This is a genomic window from Olivibacter jilunii, from assembly GCF_900607235.1.
Lineage (GTDB): Bacteria > Bacteroidota > Bacteroidia > Sphingobacteriales > Sphingobacteriaceae > Olivibacter > Olivibacter oleidegradans.
Map to the genome: position 1 here is coordinate 112,986 of NZ_LR027850.1, position 18,135 is coordinate 131,120.

Genomic DNA, 18,135 nt, shown 5'->3' on the forward strand with positions numbered 1-18,135 from the left:
ATGATGAGTAATAAGCTATAAGGCTTGTACTGCTGCTATTCATCACTTACAACGCGCAATTACACTAACTACTGAACGACTTAACTATTTAACGACTCAACTACTGAACGACTCAACTACTCCCTAACTAGTGAACAAGGGAGCTTGTTAGTAGGCGATAGGCTGTAAGCAATAAGCTATAGGCGATGAGTGGCGAGTGATGAGTTATGAATGATGAGTAATAAGCTATAAGGCTTGTACTGCTGCTGCTATTCATCACTTACAAGTAGCAATTACACTAACTACTGAACGACTTAACTATTTAACGACTCAACTACTGAACGACTCAACTACCCCCTATTACGTAAAACATAGGACTTAAAACTTACAACTCACAAACCGTGATTCCTCATACTCATAATTGAACCATTGGTACACATTTGTATGATTATATTTCGTTGATTGTGTTGCTTTTATCCATATTTGCCTTTGGAAAATAAAGATTTTTTATTTTAGGATCAAGGTATTCGCCAATTACACCTGATATCATCTGTACGTTAAAAAATGTTAAAACTCATTGTTTTATACAAAAATATCTAGTGTTAGGTATATATATGAAAAAGATTATTATGTACATTTGTGCCGTAAAAAACAACTGTAAGTACCTAATTGTAAAATTGTTAAATGAATAGTAAAAGTAATGCACCGGCCTTATTGAGGCAAGGACCGAGGCTTCCGTTGAGCGAGAGAGGGCGCTCTGGAAGCAATAGTAAGAAACGAGAAATATTTATTGAAGTGTCGCGGCAATCTCCTTTCATGCCTGTATATGATGATTTTGAAATCAACGATGGTTATCTGACTTTATTTGCGAAATAATTATAGATTAGATTTTTACTTATACCAATCTTTGGACGCGACTGGGTCTACTAGACCCATAGACATAAATTTGAGGCTTGTTTCCAATTTAGTTATCAAAAATTGGAAGCAGGCTTTTTATTTTTAGCGTGTTCAGGCTATAAACCTTCCCCTTTTCTTCTGTACATATTTACACAATATTGTGTAGTTCGTACACAAGTGCCTTATGGCTTTTTGTTTACTGTCATTTTGCGTAGTATTTTCGAAATAAATCAATCAGTTGATCATTTGCTTAACTTTTATTTAACAAACGATCTTGTTTTTTGATAAATATTCATTTATAGCTTGTGCTTAATCTGTGCTCATTTGAGCAAGTTGGCGCATATTAAGGACAGAATTGAAAAATATAGCCCGTTTCTATCATGCGCATCTCATATAAAGCTGATTTTTTCGAGGAAGTTAAAAGAAAAATAACATCCCAGGGCTTCCGGATTGTTGGTCTTGATCATTCGCAGCCGTGGGGTGGTTCAGTAATGATCGACGAAAGCCAGGCACAACGCTTCGCTGACCTATTTTTTCAAGAGGTTATACAGTCTCAAGAGAAAAAGGCCGCTCATCCCTCTAAACCCAAAGTCTTGGTTATTGAACCAAAGCAGGCTATTGCTTGGCAATATCATCAACGTAGGGCCGAATGGTGGCAAGTGATTGTAGGCGAAGTAGGCGTGATTACGAGTGATGATGATGAAGAAAGAAGGCTATTGGTTAAACAGTCAAAAGATATCATCGAGCTGAGACCGGGAAAGCGACACCGCTTGGTAGGATTAGACGACTGGGCTGTTATCGCACAACTTTGGAACCATGTGGATGTTCAGTATCCTTCGGATGATGCAGACGTAATACGATTGAAATTATAGCTCATAGGAGTGAAATAATATAAAAACAATGTAACATATGAAGACAGCATTAATTACTGGTGTAAATGGGCAAGATGGAGCCTATCTTGCAGAACTTTTATTAGAGAAAGGCTACATGGTGCATGGTGTTAAACGCCGTTCGTCATTGATCAACACCGATCGTATAGACCATCTATATCAAGACCCACACAGCGAAAATGTGCGCTTTAAGTTGCATTATGGCGACATGACAGATAGCACCAACCTGATTCGTATTATCCAGGAAACGCAACCCGATGAAATTTACAATTTAGCGGCGATGAGCCACGTAAAGGTAAGTTTTGATACACCGGAATATACTGCTAATGCCGACGGGATAGGAACTTTACGTATTCTAGAGGCCATCCGTATTCTTGGTTTGGAAAAGAAAACGCGCATTTACCAAGCTTCGACCTCTGAGCTATATGGTTTAGTGCAAGCAGTACCGCAAAGCGAAACCACACCCTTTTATCCACGGAGCCCTTACGCCGTAGCTAAGTTATATGCTTATTGGATTACGGTGAATTATCGTGAAGCGTACAATATGTATGCCTGCAACGGAATCCTGTTTAACCACGAGAGTCCCTTACGTGGTGAGACGTTTGTGACGCGGAAAATCACACGAGCGGTGGCGGCTATTTCTCTAGGCCTGCAGGACAAGATGTTCTTAGGCAATTTGGATGCGCGCCGCGATTGGGGACATGCCAAGGACTATGTAAAAGCAATGTGGCTTATCCTACAACAAGAAAAAGCGGAAGATTATGTTATTGCAACCGGAATTACCACACCGGTGCGTGATTTTGTAAAAATGGCTTTTGCGGAAGTGGGCGCCGAAATAGAGTTTAAAGGTGAAGGTGTAAATGAAAAAGGATTTGTCAAGTCACTAAGCAATCCGGAATATGATGCTTTACAGATAGGACAAGAGGTAGTATCTGTAGATCCGGCTTATTTCCGTCCGACGGAGGTTGAGTTGTTGATCGGTGATCCGACTAAGTCGAAAACAAAATTGGGCTGGGAGCCGGAATATGATTTATCTGCTTTGTGCCGCGAAATGGTGGCTTCGGATATCGAGGTGTTTAAAAAGGACAATAAAACGCAGTGGGAGCATTTGGCGGGGTAGTATATAAAATGATTAGATGAAAGACGCTTAATGAATAATGCGAAAAAACTCGTAGCAAAAGGTGTTTTTTGGACGGGCATACAAATGGTGGTTAATCAAGGATTTGGTTTTATCATTCGTTTGGTATTGGCGAAGCTCTTGTTCCCGGAGCAATTCGGTATCGTAGGAATGGCAACTGTGTTTACGGGATTTGTTCAGGTGATGAACGACTTAGGCATAGGAGCTGCGCTTGTCCAAAAAAAGGATGAGACATTGAGCGAGGAGCACTTTCACACAGCATTTTGGACGGGTTTCGGATGGTCATTATTCATTTATCTGATCATTTGCTTTGCTGTAGCGCCATTAGCCGCTATGTTTTATAGTGAACCTATCTTGAAGGCACTTATTCCTGTAATCGGTTTGGGGGTACTATCAAGTCCGATCAATTTGGTTAATAAGGCTCAATTAACAAAGCGCATGGATTTCAAAAAAATTGCGTTTATTGACAACACATCGAACATTCTCTCAGGATGTCTTTCTCTCGGCCTTGCATTTTCCGGAGCGGGTGTGTGGTCGTTGGCCTTTAACTCGGTAGCTTCAATTATTGTAGCGATTCCGCTTTATTTTAAAGCAACCGGATGGAAGCCCAGGTTTATTTGGAATAAGCAAGCTTTTCACGATATCTTCGGTTTTGGTATCTATACGACAGGGACTAATGTGCTTAATTATCTAATTAACAATGTGGACTATTTGTTAATAGGAAAGTTATTAAGCGCACAGCTGCTTGGTGCTTATACATTTGCCTTCATTCTTACTGATACATTTCGGAGCAGGCTTATGGCCGTCATCAACAATGTAATGTATCCGCTTTATGGCAAGAAGCAGACAGACCATAAGGCGCTAAAAAGCTACTATTTGAAAGTCATCAATTATAATAGCTTAATTATTTATCCTATTATGACGGCTTTCTGCGCGCTGGCTGAACCTATAATTCTTGTATTCTTTGGCGACAAGTGGGAAATGGCTATTGAGCCACTTCGCATTTTAGCCATCGCGGTGATGTTCCATATGATGGTTAATAGCAATACGGCGCTGATTAGAGGAGTCGGTAGGCCTGGCTTGGAAATGAAACTTCAATTGGTAAAGGCAGTTATATTCTTACCCATGCTGTTAGCAGGCATCTATTACTATGGAATTATTGGGGCTGCTTGGGCGATACTATTGAACAAAGTGATAGCAGTATTAATCGCTCAGTATACCTTTAATAAGCTACTGGCAATTAAGGTAAGCACCAAAGAGTTCTTAGTAGCCATTAAAGACCCGTGGATTGCATCGTTATTGGCTTATCTGGTGTCAAAAATCACATTTACCCTACTGGGTTGGCCCTTTGTTGTATCGGCTTCCTTACTGATGTTGACTTATATGTTGGTTATTTGGTTGCTCATGGGAAATGAGATTCGTCTACAAATCAATCAACTCAAATTAATGAAGAAATAATAGAAGAATAGCTATGATGAAGGCCCTAAAAGCACCTATTAAACGAATGATCAAAGAGACAATACCGATCTATTGTGCTCGATCAAAAAAATTATCTGTTCTTTATTATCTGCTGTTTGATAAATCTTTTGCCCGAGAAAGCCAAGCTGTATTAGCTGGAAGAGTGAAACATGTAAAGGAGGCGAAGGAAATCAAAGCAAACTACTTTTTATTAGTACGCAATACGCACCGGATTGAAAAGGGCTTATTGATGCGTCCTCGCAGGGCCGTTTTTGGAAAGGATTATATTGAAGAGACGATTGATAGCTTTGAAGGAATTTGCAAATTGCAATCTACGACGGATACAAATTTACAATTGAAGTGGTTTAAGGACGTCTTGTCCGCCTATTTCGAGTCTGCAGGCGAAGAAGACCCCTTCGTCTATAAGTTGGGGCAACGCTATCACCGCATTCTTCAAGAGTGTATGCCGCCTACGAATATACCAGACGGAAAAGCGGAAGCAAAGTCCGTTCCCTATGTCCGTTTGGAAGAACATCGGAGTAACATTTCCTTTGAGGATTTTTATCAATTGTGCCGTCAACGTCGATCCGTTCGTTGGTTTTTAGACATACCCGTTCCACGGGAAATGATCGATAAGGCGATTCTAGCGGCTAATCAAGCACCGAGTGCTTGTAATAGGCAGCCATTTGAATTTCGCATTTTTGATGAGGCCCAGCTGGTAAAGGAAGGGATTAATTTACCTATGGGAACCAAAGGGTACGGTCATTCGATACCTGTCTTTATTGTTTTGGTGGGAAATCTGGATGCCTATTTTGATGAAAGAGACCGTCATGTAATGTATATTGATGCTTCTTTGGCTTCTATGTCCTTTATGTTGGCTCTAGAAACTATGGGTTTAAGCAGCTGCGCTATTAACTGGCCTGATATTGAAAGTCGTGAACAAAAAATGGATAAATTTTTAATGTTGAAGCCTTATCAACGTGCGTTGATGTGTATGGGAGTCGGCTACCCTGATCCGGAAGGTTTGGTGGCTTTTTCGGAAAAAAGACCGTTGGACCAAATTCGTAGATATAATTAATAGACACATGATAATCGAATTACGTGGGGTTGAATTCCACAATAAAGGTGCCGAATTGATGCTACATGCCATTATGGATGTTGTTAAAAAACAAATTCCTGATGTGGTTTTCGTTATGGAGAAACGGCCTAGTGCAACAATTAAACAACAACGTAGCTTGGGTATTTATACCAAATTGAACGTGAAGAAATATGGGATAGACTCGGCTAAGTGGGGTCGATTTATGCCAAAATTCCTGATGCGCAGTTTAGGTTTTGTTCACGAAAAGGACATTCAGGCTGTGCTTGATGGTTCGGGGTTCGCGTTTGGCGATTTTTGGGGCGAAAAAAAGGCGGGTGAACGTTTGGCAAATCATATTGAAAAGTGGAAAAGGCAAGGGAAAAAAGTCATTATGCTGCCACAAGCTTTTGGAGCATTTGAGAATCCTGCATTACAACAGAAAATGAGAATTATTTTAGATCAAGCCGATCTGGTCTTCGCGCGTGATCAATATTCACTTGCTTATTTGAATGGTTTGCAGGTGTCAACCGATCGAATACACCTTAGACCGGATTTTACCAATCTGATCAAAGGAAAGGTACCCGATTATTTTAATCCGAAGGAAACGGAAGTGGCCATCATTCCTAATAATAAACTGTTGGAGTCCAATATTTTTACACACCGTGGTCAATACCTGGAACGTTTACACGATCTAGTCGTATTGATTGAAAGGCATGGTAAGATCCCTTTTTTCCTTATTCACGAAGGAAAAAAAGACCTGCAGCTTGCGGAGGATGTAAATACTCAATTCAGTAAAACCGTCAAAATTATCAAAGAAGATGACCCGCTTAAAGTGAAAGGAATTATTGGCGCCTGTAAAGGTGTTGTCACATCAAGGTTTCACGGCCTGGTCAGTGCACTTTCTCAAGCAGTACCTTGTCTTTGCATTGGGTGGAGTCATAAATATCAAGCCTTAATGGAAGATTACAATTTCAAGGAGGGCGGAATTGGAAAAGAGGACATGGATTTGGAGTCGCTCGAAGCTAAAATCTCATTGATTTTGGATGAGAAGAGCGCTGCTATATGCAAGCAGACATTAGCAGACGCAGGTGCGAAGCAAAAGGAACTATCGAAACAGATGTGGGAGCAGGTGTTTTACGTACTAAGGAATTGATAAAATAAGCAGATAAAGCTATCGTATGGAAATCGCAGTCATTATACCGGTATACAATGCTGAAGCCTATGTGGCAGATGCAGTACAGTCTGCCTTACAGTTTGAGGAAGTGAAAGAGGTCATTCTTATTGAGGACTGCTCACCGGACAATGCTTTGGCCGTATGTAAGGAGTTGGAAAGACAACATGAACGGGTTAAGCTTTATCAGCACGAAAATGGCATAAATAAAGGAGCCGGCGCATCTCGAAATCTTGGCATACAGAAGGCTACTTGTCCCTATATCGCTTTTTTGGACGCTGATGATCTGTTTTTAACGAATCGCTTTGATGCTGAACGGGAGTATTGGCGGGAGGGAAAAGATTTCGACGCCATGTATGGGGCCTTAGGTATTCACTTTTACTCGCAAGAGGCTCAAGAGAAATATGCCAGCCATTTCTCATCGAAGTTTACGGTGGTGCGAAATTTTAAGGCAGGCGAGTCCATGTTCGAAGAACTGCTTGGTATCAATGAGAAACGTAGAGGGCACATTCATTTGGATACGCTTACTGTAAGAAAAGTAGTTCTTGCTCGAATGCCGATGCACTTTCAGGAAAATTTGCGATTACATCAAGACTATGAATTTACTATCCGATTGGGCTATTACGCACAGGTCGTTCCCGGCATTCTTGCCCAGGCGATCGCTACTAGAGGTGTCCATTTGGAAAATCGGTATACGAAGGTGGGGTTTAAGGAGAAAAAGTACTACCGTAACCAGTTACTCGTATGGGAAGCGTTAGATCGATGGGCCCAGGAAGAAGGTTTGGCTGCTCGATATAAGCAATTTATCGCCCGAAAAATTTACGCATATAAAATAGCTGGTTCCTATTTCTTCAGTGCTTGGTCACTCTTTTTGAAATACTTATTGAAGGAGCGGCAAGTATTAAAAGAGTATAGAATTTATTATAGAACTATGTTGAATCGTTAGCCTTATGACGAAAGATATGATAAAAAAGCCATTAGTATCTATTATAGTACCCGTATATAATCGAGCAGATTTTATCGGTGTTACTTTAGAGAACCTCGTGGCAAATCAATATCGCCCATTGGAAATAATACTGGTAGACGATGGCTCTTCGGATACGTCGCTTTCTGTGCTTGAGCGGTTTAGGGAAAGCCAGCAGAACGAGCTCTTTACAGTAAAAGTTTTTACGCAGTCAAACCAGGGAGCGCCCGCTGCTCGGAATTATGGTTTTTTACAGGCTAAGGGGGCTTTTATTCAATTTTTGGACAGCGATGATTTAATTGACACGAATAAGTTCTCCGAGCAGATCCACAGCATGGAGTTAGAAAGTGCCGACTTCGGCCTCTGTGATTTTCAAATGATCTATGTAGATACAAATGAGCAGGTTTATCATTCCAATGCCCATAAGTTAAAGAAAGTACTTAAAACACACGGTTCTTTCGGTTGTGGCTCACCTTTACTCAGAAAAGACTTAGCTGATAAGATTAGCTGGAATGTGCGATTGAAAAGAAATCAAGACGTTGATTATTTCCTCAAAGCTGCCCTTATGTCGATGCGTATTGCCTATGTGCCAAAAGCACTTTATACCTATGTGAGGCATAGCAGCGACCGAATTTCTGCTTCTTACAGTAAAACATCGCCAGTATATGACGAACGTATACGGTCTCTCAGGCAGTTGTTTGGCAGAATACCGAATAAATTCCATGCAGCCATCGCATTAATGAACTTGTATTTAAGCTTATTCAAATTCAAATTAACAAGATAGTATGGTGAAATTATTCTTCGATATTATGATTACGGGGCATCACGTAGAATATATTGACCATATGGTGAATTATCTTCGAGAAAAAGAAGATGGGCACAACTACGTTTTTGTGGTACACCCTCAATTTGAAGAACGCTTTCCTGAAATTGCGATTAAGATAAAAGAAGCGCGCAATTTGCGCCTTGTCTGTGTTAGTCTACATGAATTTGAGAAAACCCAAGGTCGAGGGCTGGTGAAAATGTCTTTTAATACTTATCGGTTAGCCCATCGATATGCTTTACAAGTAGGGGCGGATCATGTCTGCTTTCTCTATTTCAATTTATTGCAATTACCATTAATCTTTTACACGCCAAGCTACAGCGTAAGTGGTATCCTATTCCTTCAATTTTATCGTATGCATCGAGGAAGCTTAAAGGAGCGGATTAAATATTTGCGCAAATATTTAATTACCAAAGGTTATACAGGAAACAAAAAAGTGAATCGTGTTTTTGTTTTGAACGATGAACAAACAGTTTCTTTTCTGAATAGGAAATTTAAAACTTCCATTTTTAAGACGTTGGCTGACCCTATTCCAAACATAGAACCGTTGGAAGCTTTCAGTGTGTATGAACATTATGGTATTTCGAAAGATCGCCAAATATACTTACATATTGGAAGTTTGAGTGACCGGAAAGGAACGATCGAATTTGTGAACTCCGCCACCTATTTAAAGCCCGAAGTGCAGATGAAAGTGGTGTTTCTATTGGTGGGAAAGGCGGGGAACAGCCAAGAGGAAGAAGAACTTCAATTGGCACTTAATGAGCTTCGCATGAAAACGCAAGTACCTATTATTTGGGATAATCGTTTTGTACCGAATGCCATGATGAAAAGTCTTTTTAACCAGTGTTATGCGGTGGTGATTCCCTATAAAAACGCAGAAGCTTCCAGTGGAATTCTCGGCCATGCCGCTGCTTCCAATAAAATGGTGATTACAACGGGTAAAGGATTATTAAAGGATATTGTTAACACGTATCAACTTGGTCTGTTAGTCGATGAGGTTACGCCGGGGGAAATTGGCAGACAAATTACCGTTGCCAGTGGCCACTATAACTTCGTTAGCAAGGCTCGGGATTTTGTTGAATTGAAAAGCGTGGATCATTTTGCAGCTGAAGTTGAGACTGCTTTATAGTAATATAATATATGGAAGAGAACGGAAATAAATTAGTGATTTACCTCTGTATGATCGGAGTGGTCTTCCTTAGTTCCTTCCGTTCGCCGGATCCGGAGCTAGCACTGGATTATTCCGTTCCCTCCTATATTCAGTTTCTCCAGACACTGTCTGTACCCATCGTGTTGCTTTTGATGCTGTTGAGTATTGGATTTATGTTCCGGGTGCCGACAGAAATGGAAAAAGAAGGTGGGAAATCTTATTTGCCGTATTTTTTTATCTTCCAAGTCATTATTCTGTTAACCGAATTTTCACGGCAGAATAATGCGACGGAGTTTTTGATACGTTTGTTATTCGGTATCATCACCTTTATTTATTTCTTGAAGGTAGTGGCCAATTTGCCCATTTATCGAGCAGAGGGGTTTTCCGTTTTAGCAGCTTTTTTCTGGGGCAGTTTTTTCTTCATCGCATTGAACGTGCTTATACACGTTTCAGGAATAGGGCATGTCATATGGAAAGGCCGATTATTTGGAGTGACGGCTCATCCCAATTTTATGGGAATCTGCGCGTCTATTGAAACGATCCTCGCTTTTGTCTTTTTATGGAAAGAACGGAAGTGGAAGAGACGCTCTATTTTCTTGATAGCTTTTGCAGTGGGTATCTATGCGTGTCTCTTGACAATGTCTCGTACATCCATGCTAGGAGTAGCCACCGGGGTTTTCATTTTCTTCATGGTAGGGATGAAAAATTCATCTTTCAAACCGTTTTTTATGATATTGTTAGCGCTGGTTTCAATGCTGTTGGTGGCTAACCTAACTATGCAGTCGTTGGATTATGCCGATCGGGGAAATACCCGAGAGCAGACGTGGCGCGAACTTTACGAAGATGCCTCTGAATTACCATTGATTGGGAAAGGACGAAGCGGTGCTAGCACAAATGCCTATATGTTTGCCATCGTGGCAGGAGGTGTTTTGGGAGCTGCATTTTTTTTCCGGAGCCTGTTTGGGGTGATGGCTTCAGCTTTTACGGATCTATTAAATACACACAACTTTAAGCGGTTGGCTTTCTTGGCTTTACTGACGTTGATATTGGTGACATCTGTTTTTGAAGGATACCTACTGGATACGGTGAGTATCCCATCCTTTACATATTGGATGTTATTGGCGGTTACTAGACAGTTATAATGGAAAAGAGAATTGCAATTGTGAACCCTTCGGTACCTCATTATAGGGAAGACTTTTATCGCTATATAAAAGAACGATTAGCTTGTGATGTGTTCACTTATGAAGACATGAAAAGTACGAGTAACCGCAATTTCAAAGAGAGCCAGTTGATAACGAAACGCTTGAAAAGTATTAAGTTGAAAAAATTTCTGCTCTTTAATATTTTTCCCTTACTCAGTAAACAGTATCAAACATTAGTGTTGATGTGGGACTTTGCGCAAATCAGTACTTGGTTGCTTTTGATTACGAAACCGCTCCACCGTAAAAAAATTATTCTTTGGGGGCAGGGTATTTCTGTAAAACGCTATCTCGTGGAGGAGGTACATCCAAACCGGCTTTTAATGGCAATGTTGAAGCTGGCAGATGGCGCTTGGGTTTATATGGAAAAAGAGACTGTTCAATGGAAGGCAATTTTTCCCGATAAGGCTATCGTTGCGCTGAACAATACGATCTCCGGTGTTGAAAAGGTTTTGGATACGCACTACGATGTAGATGAATTAAAAGGCATTAAGAAAAAGCATAACATCACGGAGGACATCTTATTGATTTACTGTGCCCGCTTTGATAATCCCTATAGACGTTTTGATTTACTGATTCAAACTATTGAATTGCTGGACCCTCGGAAATATGGCTTTATCATTATAGGTGAAGGCGCTTATAAGCCTGATTTTTTACCTTATAAGAATGTGTATGATTATGGAAAAGTGTATGAAAAGCAACTAAAGGATGAGCTTTTTTCGATTGCCGATATTTATTATCAGCCCGGCTGGATTGGTTTATCGGTTGTTGAAGCCATGGCATATGGAAAGCCAATTTTAACATTTAAACGGAGCGAGGCAGTCTTACAATGTGTGGAGTACCATTATATAGAGCATGATCGGAATGGAATTTTATTAAATAATATCGAGGAGTTAAAAGAGACGCTGTCGAAGCTTATGCAACGAGAACTGATAGCAATGGGCATGCAATCGAAGCGAATTGTCCAGGATAAACTACTTATGGGAAATATGGTGCAAAATGCTTTATCCATCTTATAATATGAGAACAAAAATCTTACATGTTATTTCAACTATGGATCCTAAAGCCGGGGGCGTTAGCCAAGCTGTTAAAACCATGGTAAGGGGACTAAAGTTTTACAATATTTCAAGTGCTATTGTTTCGTTAGATGAGGAAGAGATAAAAAGAGATTATCCGGACTTTGAACTAATTACAATAGGTAAAGGAACAACATCTTGGAATTACCATACTAAATTGATCAGTTGGCTTAAAGAAAATCTGGACGCATACGAAAATGTCATTGTTCATGGTCTCTGGCAGTTTCAATGCTATGCTATCCTGAAAAGTATGCCTGCGGCTACTGCCACGAAAATTTACGTAATGCCCCATGGTATGTTGGATCCTTACTTTCAAAAATCAGCTGGCCGAAAACTGAAAGCCTTTAGAAATCAACTCATTTGGTCGTTGGTTGAAAATCGGCTGATTAAAAAAGCGGAAGGGCTATTATTTACTTGTGAGATGGAAAAGACTTTGGCTCATGAGACATTTAATGGCTATAAGCCCAAAAAAGAACTTGTTGTAGGGTTAGGAGTGGAAAAAGATTTAGAGGAAAATGAGGCAATGGCTAACGAATTTAAGATTGCTTTTCCCCAAGTTACTTCTGATGGTTATTTCTTATTCATTAGCAGAATTCATCCCAAAAAAGGATTGGATTTGTTGGTAAATGCTTATTTAAACCTTAAGCAATCAGGTACGCATTCATTAGCTCCTTTGGTTATAGCCGGGCCGGGTTTGGATACACCTTATGGAAGGGAAATTCGAGAACTGGCAGCTAAAGATCCTGATATCATTTTTACGGATATGTTAACAGGGCGTTTGAAATGGGGTGCCTTTTACGGTTGCGGCGCTTTTGTGTTACCGAGCCATCAGGAGAATTTTGGTATAGCGGTGGTAGAAGCTCTTTCTTGCCAGAAGCCGGTCCTGATTAGCAATCAAGTGAACATATGGCGAGAAATTGAGAGAGAAGGGGGAGGGATCGTGGTGGATAATACACAGAAAGGCGTCGAGCGTTTACTCCATAGCTGGACACACTTAGATCCAAACGAGAAAATAAAAATGGGAAGAAACGCAGAGCGAACATTTCATAAGTATTTTACCGTGGGCATGGCCGCGAAGCGTTTAAAAGAAGCGTTGAATTATGACTAAAGTATATAATAATGATACGTACGTAGGAGCGTCCTTTTCCTTAAGTAACCGTTTGATGCGGGTGCTTTGGAGCCTTGTTTATGCCTTATTATTTAAATATTCGCCCCGACCATTTCATGCTTACCGTGCGGCTATTTTGAGATGTTTTGGCGCTAAAGTAGGTAAAGGAGTGCATGTTTATCCCGGGGTAAAGATTTGGGCCCCATGGAATCTGGATTTGAAGGATGAGTGTGGTATTGCTAGCGGAGCCGAATTATACTCACAAGGGATGATTACAATTGGTTATCGTGCCATCGTGTCGCAGGGTTCTTATGTCTGTACGGGTACGCATGATTATACCAAGGTAGGGCATCCGTTATATACCCTGCCTATTGTTATTTCCGCGCGCGCTTGGGTCGCCGCGGATTGTTTTATACACCCAGGGGTTACTATTGGTGAGGGTGCCGTCATTGGAGCACGTTCAGTAGTTACGAAGGATATGCCCGCATGGATGGTTTGCGCCGGACATCCGTGTAAGCCCTTGAAGGAGCGGGTAATGGTCAATGAGCCAATGGAGCAATTAGCTAATTAGCTTGTTGTAAATCGTTGAGTCGAGAAATTGTTGAGTAGGGCAAGGAATAATGAGCCGATGTGATGATGAGCCAATGTGATAATGAGTTGAAGATTAGTGATTAATAGAGTGTATGAATGATAAACTTGCCTGGTAGGCAGTGTGACTGACAGCTGATGGCTGATAGCCGAAAGCTGATAAATAAACAAGAAATAATGAATAAGCCTACGCTTAAGGCCTAAAGCATACTGCCAAAAGCTATGTGACTAGTGGCCGATAGCCGAAAGCTGAAAGCTGTTAAATATGATTTCTGTACTGATTTTAACTAAGAATGAAGAACAAGATTTGCCAGGATGCTTAGCTTCGGTAGCCTGGTGTGATGATGTCCATGTTTTCGACTCTTTTAGCGAAGATCGTACCGTGGAAATCGCCCGGCAGGCCGGTGCTAAGATTACGCAACGTAAATTTGATAATTGGTCGGCACACCAAAATTGGGGTCTGGCCAATATTCCCTTTAAGTACGCTTGGGTTCTTTATATAGATGCTGATGAGCGGGTATCAACGGGTTTGAGGGAAGCACTCATGGCGTTCGACCAGGAAGGAGATGCAGTGGCTTATGAAATTCAACGACGTGATTTTGCCTGGAACGGCCGTTGGTTAAAACATGCTCAGATATCTCCTTTTTATCTCCGATTTTTTAGACCGGATAAAATGCGCTACGAACGTTTGGTCAACCCGGTGTCTTTGCCGGATGGACCGGTAGGCCGATTACACGGATACCTCGACCATTATCCCTTTAGCAAAGGTTTTCGCTACTGGTTGCAACGGCACTTGAGTTACGCCGATATGGAGGCAGCAATGCGCTTGGAAGACATGGGAAAAGGTACCAACTTCTCGTTACAAAAAGCGCTGTTCAGTAAGGATTTTACAGAAAAGCGCTATCACCAAAAGGGCTTATTCTATAAAATGCCAGGACGCCCATTTATTAAGTGGCTGTATATGGTGCTGTGGAGGAGAGCCTTTCTAGATGGCATAGCGGGAACTACTTATGCTACACTACAGTCTATCTATGAATACTTCATTGTCTTGAAGACAAAGGAGTTAGTGAGTAAACAAAATTCCAAATAGAAATGCTATGAAGATATTAATATTTGGTATCAATTATTACCCTGAGCTTACCGGTATTGGAAAATATACCGGTGAAATGGGTGCTTGGTTAGCTGCTCAGGGGCATGAGGTTGCTGTAGTAACGGCACCTCCCTATTATCCGGAATGGGATATCCATCCAGCCTACAAAGGAAAAAAATGGTTCAAAGAGATTATTGATGGTGTAACCGTTTACCGAGTACCTTTATATGTGCCAAAAGAGGTTACCTCAAAGAAACGCATTCTGCATGAATTTTCTTTTTTAGGTTCAGTATTGCCAAAATGGTTTGGTTTACTGTTAAAGAAAAAGTATGATGTGGTCATCAATATTAACCCACCATTTCATTTGGGCTTCTTTGCGTTATTGTATGCGAAAATAAAGAAAGCACGCTTATTGACACATATTCAGGATCTGCAAATCGATGCTGCGAAAGATCTTGGTATGATCCGTAATAAGCGCTTATTGGATTGGATGTTTAAATCTGAACGTTATCTTCTTAATAGCAGTCATGCGGTATCCTCCATTAGCTTAGGCATGCAGCGAAAGATCCTTGCAAAAGGCGTCCCGAAAGAAAAATTTATTATGTTTCCCAATTGGGTAGACGAAACGGCTATCAAACCGCTGTCGATAAACGAGTCGTTGCGTAAGGAATGGAATATTCCAATGGATGATAAGGTTATTCTATACGCCGGAAATTTAGGAGAAAAGCAGGGGCTGGAAGTTATTATTGAGGCTGCGGAAGCATTTAAGCAAAACCATTTTATTCGTTTTTTGATCGTCGGATCAGGTGGTAATAAGGAAAATTTGCAAAAGGCGGTAAGCGAGAGAGGTCTGAACAATGTGTTCTTTTATCCGCTGCAACCGTACGAAAAATTAAGCGCTTTATTAGCTACAGCTGATATTCACTTAGTATTGCAGAAAAAATCGGCCGCCGATTTGGTTATGCCGAGCAAGTTGACGGGTATATTTTCTGCAGGTGGTTGCGCTTTGGTAACCGCCATGCCTAACACCTCCCTATATGACATCGTGGACCAAGGTAGATTGGGCGTGTTGGTAGAACCCGAATCGACCCAAGCACTCGTAGACGGTTTGAATAGGATGTTGAGTGAAGATTTAGCAAGTTATCGTAACGCTGCTCGAGAGTATGCGATGCAACATCTTTCGAAGGAAAGGATTATGCGAAACTTTGAGGATCGCTTATTGGAAATGATCGGTGTAAAAGAAAGGACTAAAAAATGGCATTACGCTTAATTTTTTTATTGATAGTTTGCATGGGATGTATTGGAATAGTGGCGGCGCAGGATTCAGTAAAGCGTTGGCAAGATTCACTAAAACTTTCTGTGGGTACGATAACGACGGTAGCCTCGAAAGATTTTTTACCACTATGGTTAGTTGCAAACCGATACGGAACGATTAAGGATAGGCAAAGTGATGTTTCGACAAATGTCTACCTCGCTAACGAACATGCGTCAAAAAATGGGGATTTTCGAGTGAATTATACCTTAGATGTCTATAATCATAATCATTTTGAGGGTTTTACGATTGTAGAAGGAAATGTGAAAGTTAATTATAAGGGTTGGGAGCTTCGGGGAGGAAGATATCGTGAAGTACTTGGGGAGGTCGACCCGACGCTTTCGACAGGCTCTTTGGGACTGAGTGCTAATGCCTTACCTATTCCAAAAATCGGTATTGCAGTGCCTGCGTATAAAGAAATTCCCTTTACTAACGGATGGGTACAATTTAAAGGTTTAATCAGTCACGGTTGGATGGGGAAAGATCGTTACTACGAATCCTATTTACACGAAAAGGCATTTTATTTACGCGTTGGTAGAGGAAAATTGAAATTATTTGGTGGGGTTGTTCACTTTGGTGAATGGGGTGGAAAGAGGGGAAGGTTTTCATTAGATAGAAGCTGGAAGGGCTTTTGGGATGTTTTCCTTGTAAAAGAGGCAAATGATGGCAGTTTACCATCAAATAGTATACTGCGCCCCAATCGTGCAGGAGACCAGCGTGGAACGCTGGAAGGTGGTTTCGATTTGGAAAGTGGTTATGGTTATTGGCATTTTTATAATCAGCTATTTTTTGAAAGTGGTACGGGTATCGATATCCGTAACATCGACCGCCTTGCTGGCCTTAGCTTAACTTTTAAAGAACCGAAATGGAAAATAAGAAAGGTGCTCGTTGAGTTTATCCATACCAAACAGATGGAAGACTATGGAAAGGAACAGCAAAGCTATTACAACAATGGAATCTATAAAACCGGTTGGGAATATAAAGATATGATCATTGGAACCCCCTTGTTTCTGAACCGGGTAAGAGGGAGTCATTTTCTGCCTGTGAAACCCTTTAACTGGCAGCAAGACGAAGGTCGTGAAGGAAGGATTATGGGGAAGGCAAACATTATTAGTAACCGCGTAGTAGGTGGGCATCTGGGAATTGAGTATGCACCTTTCAAGCACTTTAGCTTCAAAACGCTTCTCACTTATAACGTGCACTTCATGGGGGCTACAGCGATCGAAAAGTATGTAAATAGTACATATAAGCAGTTTTACAGTTTACAAAGTGTAAGCTATGTTTTGAATAGAAAGTGGTGGATTAACGGCGAAATCGCTTGGGATGCCGGTGATTTTTACGACAATGTAGGCTTTAGCCTTGGTGTTAGCTATCGTATTTTTTAACGCTCGATTACGCAATGAATAAAATAATTAATCAGGATAAGAAGATATATATGAAAAAAATGCGCATTGGTTTTTTTTTAGTGTTAATAGCGTTTTTGGCAACTGCTTGCCAGAGTAATAAGACCATTCCTTATTTTAAAAATATTCCTAAGACAGAATATAATAAGATCGAACAAGCAGCATATACAGAACTGAAAATAAAAGAAGATGACATCTTGGATATTACCATACAAACTGCCGATGTCAACGCTGCTTCACAAGTGAACGATGCCGCAACTAATAATAGCATAGCGAGCCCCGGAAGTGGTCAACAACGAGCAACAGGATTTGTGGTAGATAAAGAGGGAGAAGTAGAATTGCCCGTATTGGGAAGGATTAAACTAGAAGGATTAACCAGTTATGAAGCACGTAATCTAATTCGTAAAAAGGCTAACGAATATTTTGTGGATCCAACTGTGCAGGTTCGCTTTGTTAATTTTAAGGTAACTGTAATCGGAGAGGTAAACCGACCTTCGAGCTATACGATGCCATCAGAGCGAGTAACAATTTTAGATGCGATTGGCTTAGCTGGAGATTTGACTATATATGGGAAGAGGGAGAATGTGCTATTGATACGTGAGACGAATACCGGGAAGGAACTCGTGCAGTTTAATTTAAACGATTCGCAATTATTTAAATCGCCTTATTACTACTTAAAGCAAAATGATATTATTTACGTGGAACCTAGTAAGGGTAAAATAGCTGCTGCTGAATCTTCTCGCTTCAGTGTGATAGCCATCATTGCATCATTATTATCCACTGCGGCACTTATTATAACACGACTCTAATT

Annotated in this window: 17 protein-coding genes; all 17 read left to right on the plus strand. The window is 40.7% G+C overall.

The genetic code is table 11. The features are described 5' to 3' along the window. The first annotated feature begins 663 nt into the window (after positions 1–663). The 17 genes from E0E36_RS11810 to E0E36_RS11890 all read left to right on the plus strand — a co-directional run bounded on the left by E0E36_RS11810 (position 664) and on the right by E0E36_RS11890 (position 18,133). On the plus strand, positions 664–855 hold the full coding sequence (locus E0E36_RS11810) for a hypothetical protein (protein WP_130856128.1): 192 nt from the start codon (positions 664–666) through the stop codon (positions 853–855). Between the two features lie 401 nt (positions 856–1,256). Next, on the plus strand, positions 1,257–1,748 hold the full coding sequence (locus E0E36_RS11815) for a cupin domain-containing protein (protein WP_130856129.1): 492 nt from the start codon (positions 1,257–1,259) through the stop codon (positions 1,746–1,748). A gap of 37 nt (positions 1,749–1,785) precedes the next feature. Next, a complete protein-coding gene (gene gmd / locus E0E36_RS11820) occupies positions 1,786–2,886 on the plus strand; it encodes a GDP-mannose 4,6-dehydratase (RefSeq protein ID WP_013665224.1) in 1,101 nt (366 codons plus the stop codon). Positions 2,887–2,916: 30 nt separating this feature from the next. Next, the gene (locus tag E0E36_RS11825) at positions 2,917–4,362 is read left to right on the plus strand and encodes a lipopolysaccharide biosynthesis protein (RefSeq protein ID WP_130856130.1); all 1,446 of its coding nucleotides are present in this window, start codon (positions 2,917–2,919) and stop codon (positions 4,360–4,362) included. Positions 4,363–4,375: 13 nt separating this feature from the next. After that, positions 4,376–5,440 carry a nitroreductase family protein gene (locus E0E36_RS11830; RefSeq protein ID WP_130856131.1) on the plus strand — a complete coding sequence of 355 codons (1,065 nt, stop codon included), beginning with the start codon at positions 4,376–4,378 and terminating at the stop codon, positions 5,438–5,440. Positions 5,441–5,447: 7 nt separating this feature from the next. Continuing rightward, positions 5,448–6,593, plus strand: coding sequence for a polysaccharide pyruvyl transferase family protein (locus tag E0E36_RS11835; RefSeq protein ID WP_130856132.1), 1,146 nt, complete (start codon positions 5,448–5,450; stop codon positions 6,591–6,593). Between the two features lie 25 nt (positions 6,594–6,618). Further along, entirely contained in the window at positions 6,619–7,557 is a 939-nt protein-coding gene (locus E0E36_RS11840; protein ID WP_130856133.1) for a glycosyltransferase family 2 protein, read from the plus strand. A 4-nt stretch (positions 7,558–7,561) separates the two neighbouring features. Next, positions 7,562–8,359, plus strand: a complete 798-nt coding sequence (locus E0E36_RS11845) for a glycosyltransferase family 2 protein (protein ID WP_130856134.1) — start codon at positions 7,562–7,564, stop codon at positions 8,357–8,359. Position 8,360: 1 nt separating this feature from the next. Next, the gene (locus E0E36_RS11850) at positions 8,361–9,527 is read left to right on the plus strand and encodes a glycosyltransferase (protein ID WP_130856135.1); all 1,167 of its coding nucleotides are present in this window, start codon (positions 8,361–8,363) and stop codon (positions 9,525–9,527) included. 11 nt (positions 9,528–9,538) lie between these two features. Next, on the plus strand, positions 9,539–10,690 hold the full coding sequence (locus E0E36_RS11855; protein WP_130856136.1) for an O-antigen ligase family protein: 1,152 nt from the start codon (positions 9,539–9,541) through the stop codon (positions 10,688–10,690). Continuing rightward, positions 10,690–11,766, plus strand: coding sequence for a glycosyltransferase (locus tag E0E36_RS11860; RefSeq protein ID WP_242627192.1), 1,077 nt, complete (start codon positions 10,690–10,692; stop codon positions 11,764–11,766). Before E0E36_RS11855 ends, E0E36_RS11860 begins: the two co-directional genes overlap by 1 nt. 1 nt (position 11,767) lies before the next feature. Beyond that, positions 11,768–12,931 carry a glycosyltransferase gene (locus E0E36_RS11865; RefSeq protein ID WP_207303754.1) on the plus strand — a complete coding sequence of 388 codons (1,164 nt, stop codon included), beginning with the start codon at positions 11,768–11,770 and terminating at the stop codon, positions 12,929–12,931. Further along, entirely contained in the window at positions 12,924–13,502 is a 579-nt protein-coding gene (locus tag E0E36_RS11870) for a WcaF family extracellular polysaccharide biosynthesis acetyltransferase (RefSeq protein ID WP_130856138.1), read from the plus strand. The genes E0E36_RS11865 and E0E36_RS11870 overlap by 8 nt, the downstream gene beginning before the upstream one ends. Positions 13,503–13,784: 282 nt before the next feature. Next, positions 13,785–14,609, plus strand: a complete 825-nt coding sequence (locus E0E36_RS11875) for a glycosyltransferase family 2 protein (protein WP_130856139.1) — start codon at positions 13,785–13,787, stop codon at positions 14,607–14,609. Positions 14,610–14,616: 7 nt separating this feature from the next. Then, entirely contained in the window at positions 14,617–15,879 is a 1,263-nt protein-coding gene (locus tag E0E36_RS11880; protein ID WP_130856140.1) for a WcaI family glycosyltransferase, read from the plus strand. Further along, on the plus strand, positions 15,864–17,306 hold the full coding sequence (locus E0E36_RS11885; protein WP_130856141.1) for a capsule assembly Wzi family protein: 1,443 nt from the start codon (positions 15,864–15,866) through the stop codon (positions 17,304–17,306). Before E0E36_RS11880 ends, E0E36_RS11885 begins: the two co-directional genes overlap by 16 nt. Before the next feature lie 14 nt (positions 17,307–17,320). Then, positions 17,321–18,133: a polysaccharide biosynthesis/export family protein gene (locus tag E0E36_RS11890; RefSeq protein ID WP_242627193.1), complete on the plus strand. Its 813-nt coding sequence runs from the start codon at positions 17,321–17,323 to the stop codon at positions 18,131–18,133. The last annotated feature ends 2 nt before the right edge of the window (positions 18,134–18,135 follow it).

Excerpts from the sequence above, each read along its gene's own strand:
- E0E36_RS11810 (WP_130856128.1), top strand. The coding sequence starts at position 664 with ATGAATAGTAAAAGTAATGCACCGGCCTTATTGAGGCAAGGACCGAGG.
- E0E36_RS11815 (WP_130856129.1), top strand. The coding sequence starts at position 1,257 with ATGCGCATCTCATATAAAGCTGATTTTTTCGAGGAAGTTAAAAGAAAA.
- gmd (WP_013665224.1), top strand. The coding sequence starts at position 1,786 with ATGAAGACAGCATTAATTACTGGTGTAAATGGGCAAGATGGAGCCTAT.
- E0E36_RS11825 (WP_130856130.1), top strand. The coding sequence starts at position 2,917 with ATGAATAATGCGAAAAAACTCGTAGCAAAAGGTGTTTTTTGGACGGGC.
- E0E36_RS11830 (WP_130856131.1), top strand. The coding sequence starts at position 4,376 with ATGATGAAGGCCCTAAAAGCACCTATTAAACGAATGATCAAAGAGACA.
- E0E36_RS11835 (WP_130856132.1), top strand. The coding sequence starts at position 5,448 with ATGATAATCGAATTACGTGGGGTTGAATTCCACAATAAAGGTGCCGAA.
- E0E36_RS11840 (WP_130856133.1), top strand. The coding sequence starts at position 6,619 with ATGGAAATCGCAGTCATTATACCGGTATACAATGCTGAAGCCTATGTG.
- E0E36_RS11845 (WP_130856134.1), top strand. The coding sequence starts at position 7,562 with ATGACGAAAGATATGATAAAAAAGCCATTAGTATCTATTATAGTACCC.
- E0E36_RS11850 (WP_130856135.1), top strand. The coding sequence starts at position 8,361 with ATGGTGAAATTATTCTTCGATATTATGATTACGGGGCATCACGTAGAA.
- E0E36_RS11855 (WP_130856136.1), top strand. The coding sequence starts at position 9,539 with ATGGAAGAGAACGGAAATAAATTAGTGATTTACCTCTGTATGATCGGA.
- E0E36_RS11860 (WP_242627192.1), top strand. The coding sequence starts at position 10,690 with ATGGAAAAGAGAATTGCAATTGTGAACCCTTCGGTACCTCATTATAGG.
- E0E36_RS11865 (WP_207303754.1), top strand. The coding sequence starts at position 11,768 with ATGAGAACAAAAATCTTACATGTTATTTCAACTATGGATCCTAAAGCC.
- E0E36_RS11870 (WP_130856138.1), top strand. The coding sequence starts at position 12,924 with ATGACTAAAGTATATAATAATGATACGTACGTAGGAGCGTCCTTTTCC.
- E0E36_RS11875 (WP_130856139.1), top strand. The coding sequence starts at position 13,785 with ATGATTTCTGTACTGATTTTAACTAAGAATGAAGAACAAGATTTGCCA.
- E0E36_RS11880 (WP_130856140.1), top strand. The coding sequence starts at position 14,617 with ATGAAGATATTAATATTTGGTATCAATTATTACCCTGAGCTTACCGGT.
- E0E36_RS11885 (WP_130856141.1), top strand. The coding sequence starts at position 15,864 with ATGGCATTACGCTTAATTTTTTTATTGATAGTTTGCATGGGATGTATT.
- E0E36_RS11890 (WP_242627193.1), top strand. The coding sequence starts at position 17,321 with ATGAATAAAATAATTAATCAGGATAAGAAGATATATATGAAAAAAATG.